This window comes from Lutibacter sp. (assembly GCF_021647475.1).
In the GTDB taxonomy this organism is placed as follows: domain Bacteria; phylum Bacteroidota; class Bacteroidia; order Flavobacteriales; family Flavobacteriaceae; genus Lutibacter.
Genome location: NZ_JAKIUR010000096.1, coordinates 1 through 4,256, shown reverse-complemented (window position 1 = coordinate 4,256; position 4,256 = coordinate 1). Strand labels below are relative to the sequence as shown.

Here is a 4,256-nt window from a genome sequence, read left to right as displayed (position 1 = left end):
TTTATAGCATCTCTACGAATGATGTTTCTCTCTTGGTCTTTTACGCTTCTTAAATCTATTTTTTCCATAGCATAAAGATACGAAAAATATTTTAAATATTAAAGAACTATTGATTCTTTGTTAATATGAACAACAATATTTGTTTTGGGTTTTATAGCTTCATCTTTTCTTATTTTTTTATTTCCTTTAACTTGACTTTGGCAGCTAGAAAATAAAAAAAACACTGAATATAATATACATTAACTTCTTCATAATTAAGAATTATTTAATTTAACAATTAAAAAAGAGCATAAAATTATGCTCTTACTTTCTTTTACTTAACTTCAATTAATTTTGGAGGTATTGGTTTTGCTTCTTCCTTTTTAGGAATATTAATTACTAATTCTCCATTTTTGTAATTAGCTGTAATTTTGTCGCTATTTACAACATCTTTTGGTAAATTAAAACTTCTTTCAAATGATTGATAACTATATTCCTTGCGAGTATATTTATCATTTTCATCTTCATTTTCATAAATTTTTTCAGATGAAATAGTTAATACATTATCATCTAAATTAATTTTAAAATCTTTTTTATCCATACCAGGAACAGCTACTTCAACTGTAAATTCATTTTCATTTTCTTTAATGTTAACAGCTGGTAAGGTAGTGTTAGTGTCAGAATAATTAGATAATGACCAATCTTTAAAAAAATCATCAAAAATACTTGGCATTACAGGAATGCGATTGCTTTTTACTAACATAATTTTATATTTTTAAGGTTAAACATTAGTTTAATAATTATATCTTTTATAGCTATATACCAAAAAAAATACCATTGCAAAAAAAATGACAAAATTTCATTTTTATGTCATAAAAAATGTCTTTTTGACTGTTGGTTGTCAGTTGTTTATAAAAAAACTCCTTTCAATTTTAACTGAAAGGAGTTTTTACTGTTTAAAGTTTTTTTATTGATTTCTAAATACTATTTTACCATCAAATGCATCTACTAAAATAGAACTTGTTGCTGTAATTTTTCCTGAAATAATTTCTTTAGAAAGTTCATTTAATACTTCTCTTTGAATAACTCTTTTAACAGGACGAGCACCAAACTGAGGATCAAATCCTTTGTTTACAATATCTGTAATTGCATCTTCTGTGAAATTGATTTTAATTTCTTTAGTTTTTAATAATTTAGATAAACCATTTAATTGCAATTGAACAATTTCACGTATTTCTTCTTTATTTAATGGCGTAAACATAATTATTTCATCAATCCGGTTCAAAAACTCAGGACGAATAGTTTTCCTCAATAAATCGAGTACTTCATCTTTTGCTACTTGAGTAATAACATCTCTGTTTTCCATATCTATATTTTCAAATTTTTCTTGAATAATAGATGCTCCCATATTTGATGTCATTATAATTATGGTATTTTTAAAATCTGCAATTCTTCCTTTGTTATCTGTTAATCGTCCTTCATCTAATACTTGCAATAAAATATTAAAAGTATCAGGATGTGCTTTTTCAATTTCATCTAATAAAATAACTGAATATGGTTTTCTTCTAACAGCTTCTGTTAATTGCCCACCTTCTTCATAACCAACATATCCTGGAGGTGCACCAACTAATCTACTCACTGCATGTCGTTCTTGATATTCACTCATATCAATTCTAGTCATCGAGTTTTCATCATCAAATAAATATTCAGCTAATGCTTTTGCCAATTCAGTTTTACCAACACCTGTTGTTCCTAAAAACATAAAGGTTCCTATTGGTTTTTTAGTATCTTGTAAGCCAGCACGAGAACGCCTTACAGCATCAGCAACTGCTTGTATAGCTTCATTTTGACCAACAACTCTATGATGTAATTCATCTTCTAAATGCAATAATTTTTCACGATCACTTTGTAGCATTTTGGTTACAGGAATTCCAGTCCATTTTGCAACAACTTCAGCAATATCATCACGAGTTACTTCTTCTTTAATTAAAGCAGTATCTTGATTTTTAGCTAATTCAGCTTGTAATTCTTTTAGTTTTTTTTCTTCTTCCTGAATTTTTCCATATCTAATTTCAGCTACTTTACCATAATCGCCATCTCTTTGTGCTTGTTCAGCTTCAACATTATAATCATCAATTGCAATTTTACAAGCTTGTACTTTATCTACTAATTCTTTTTCGCTAGTCCATTTTGCATTTATACTTGAACGATCTTCTTTTAAATTAGCCAATTCTTTTTTAAGATGATTTAACTTTTTTTCATCTTTTTCGCGTTTAATAGCTTCAAGTTCAATTTCTAATTGCATAATTTTTCGGTCCAAAACATCTAATTCTTCGGGTTTTGAATTGATTTCCATTCGCAATTTAGCAGCAGCTTCATCCATTAAATCAATAGCTTTATCTGGCAAAAAACGATTGGTTATGTAACGTTGCGATAATTCAACAGCAGCAATAATGGCATCATCTTTAATTTGTACTTTATGATGATTTTCATATTTATCTTTTATTCCTCTTAAAATTGAAATAGCACTTTCCGTATCAGGTTCATTTACCTGTACTTTTTGAAAACGACGTTCCAAAGCTTTATCTTTTTCAAAATATTTTTGATATTCATCTAAAGTAGTGGCTCCAATTGCTCTAAGTTCACCACGAGCCAAAGCAGGTTTTAAAATATTTGCCGCATCCATGGCTCCTTGTCCGCCACCAGCACCAACTAAGGTATGAATTTCATCAATAAAAAGCACGATTTCTCCGTTTGCAGAAGTTACTTCTTTGATAACAGATTTTAATCGTTCTTCAAATTCGCCTTTATATTTAGCTCCAGCAATTAAGGCTCCCATATCTAAAGAATAAATTTGTTTATTTTTTAAATTTTCAGGAATATCTCCTTTTACAATTCTATGAGCTAAACCCTCGGCAATAGCTGTTTTACCAGTGCCAGGTTCACCTACTAATATTGGGTTATTTTTGGTTCTACGAGAAAGAATTTGAAGAATTCTTCTAATTTCTTCATCACGACCAATAACTGGATCTAGTTTTCCTTCTTTTACTAATTGATTTAGGTTACGAGCATATTTATTTAAAGAATTATAGGTTTCTTCTGCACTTTGAGAAGTGACATTACTACCTTTCCTTAATTCAAGTATGGCTGCTTTTAGGTTTTTTTCATTAACTCCCTGATCTTTTAAAAGCTGAGAAGTAGTATCTTTAGCTTTTAAAATTCCAAATAATAAATGTTCAATAGAAACATATTCATCCTTTAAATTTTTGGCTTCAGTTTCGGCAATAGAAAGCATTTTTGAAGCATTTCTGGATAGCGTAGCATTGTCACCTCCAGAAACTTTAGCATAACTATCTAATATTCTAATAATTAATTGTTTAAGTAAGTCTATATTTATTCCTAATTTTTTAAGAATAAAAGGAGTTACATTTTCATCTACTTCAAATATTGCTTGTAATATGTGTGAGTTTTCTATTTCTTGATGTCCATAACCTTGAGCAATTTTTTGTGCTTCTTGTATGGCTTCTTGTGATTTTATGGTAAATTTATTAAAGTTCATATCATTTTTGTTTTTAGGTTTCTATATTTGCATTTCAAAATGTATTCCAAGAATAAAATAAGCTATTAATCGGTCATTTTGTCTTATATTTAAAGGAGTTAACGACATTTTGTCTTTGCAGAAAGTTATCATTAAAGATAACGACTTACACATAAAATAAAACTATGGGATTATTTAATAGTACATTTAAAAGTAAACATAATTATGATGAATCTAAAACAATAAACTGGATTCCATTAGTAGAAAATAATCAATTAGCAACGATTTTATCTGAATCTAAAATAACTCCTGTTTTAATATTTAAACATAGTACTCGATGTGGTATTAGCAGATTTGTTCTTAAAAATTTTGAAAAAGAATATGATATTCCTTCAGAAAAATTACAATTATATTTTTTGGATATATTAACTTTTAGAGCTATTTCTAATGAAATTGAAAGTAAATTTAATGTACGTCATCAATCACCTCAAGTAATTATTTTATTTAATGAAGAAGTAATTTACCACGCATCACATCAACAAATTGATGTTAGTGCTATTAAAGATGTTTTAAAATTAAATTAATTTCTATCTAAAGTTATAATTAGCAATAATAAAAAACAACGTCATGCTGAGCCTGCCTGTATTCTATGACAGTACCAAATAAAATTTCGTTTATTTAAGCAACAAATTTTAAAGTGTTCACATAGGGTGTTTGTCTATTAACAGCAGCAAAAGCT

General features: G+C 27.9%; 3 protein-coding genes. 1 reads left to right on the top strand and 2 read right to left on the bottom strand.

What is annotated here, in order from left to right; genetic code table 11:
- Positions 1–313: 313 nt before the first annotated feature.
- Together L3J60_RS13320 and clpB are read right to left on the bottom strand one after the other, a co-directional pair.
- A complete protein-coding gene (locus L3J60_RS13320) occupies positions 314–742 on the bottom strand; it encodes an Hsp20/alpha crystallin family protein (protein ID WP_291976058.1) in 429 nt (142 codons plus the stop codon).
- A 204-nt stretch (positions 743–946) separates the two neighbouring features.
- Positions 947–3,538, bottom strand: a complete 2,592-nt coding sequence (clpB, locus tag L3J60_RS13315; protein ID WP_291976057.1) for an ATP-dependent chaperone ClpB — start codon at positions 3,536–3,538, stop codon at positions 947–949.
- Between the two features lie 164 nt (positions 3,539–3,702).
- Between clpB and ytxJ the strand changes: the two genes are divergently transcribed.
- Positions 3,703–4,101 carry a bacillithiol system redox-active protein YtxJ gene (gene ytxJ, locus L3J60_RS13310; RefSeq protein ID WP_291976056.1) on the top strand — a complete coding sequence of 133 codons (399 nt, stop codon included), beginning with the start codon at positions 3,703–3,705 and terminating at the stop codon, positions 4,099–4,101.
- Positions 4,102–4,256 lie beyond the last annotated feature (155 nt).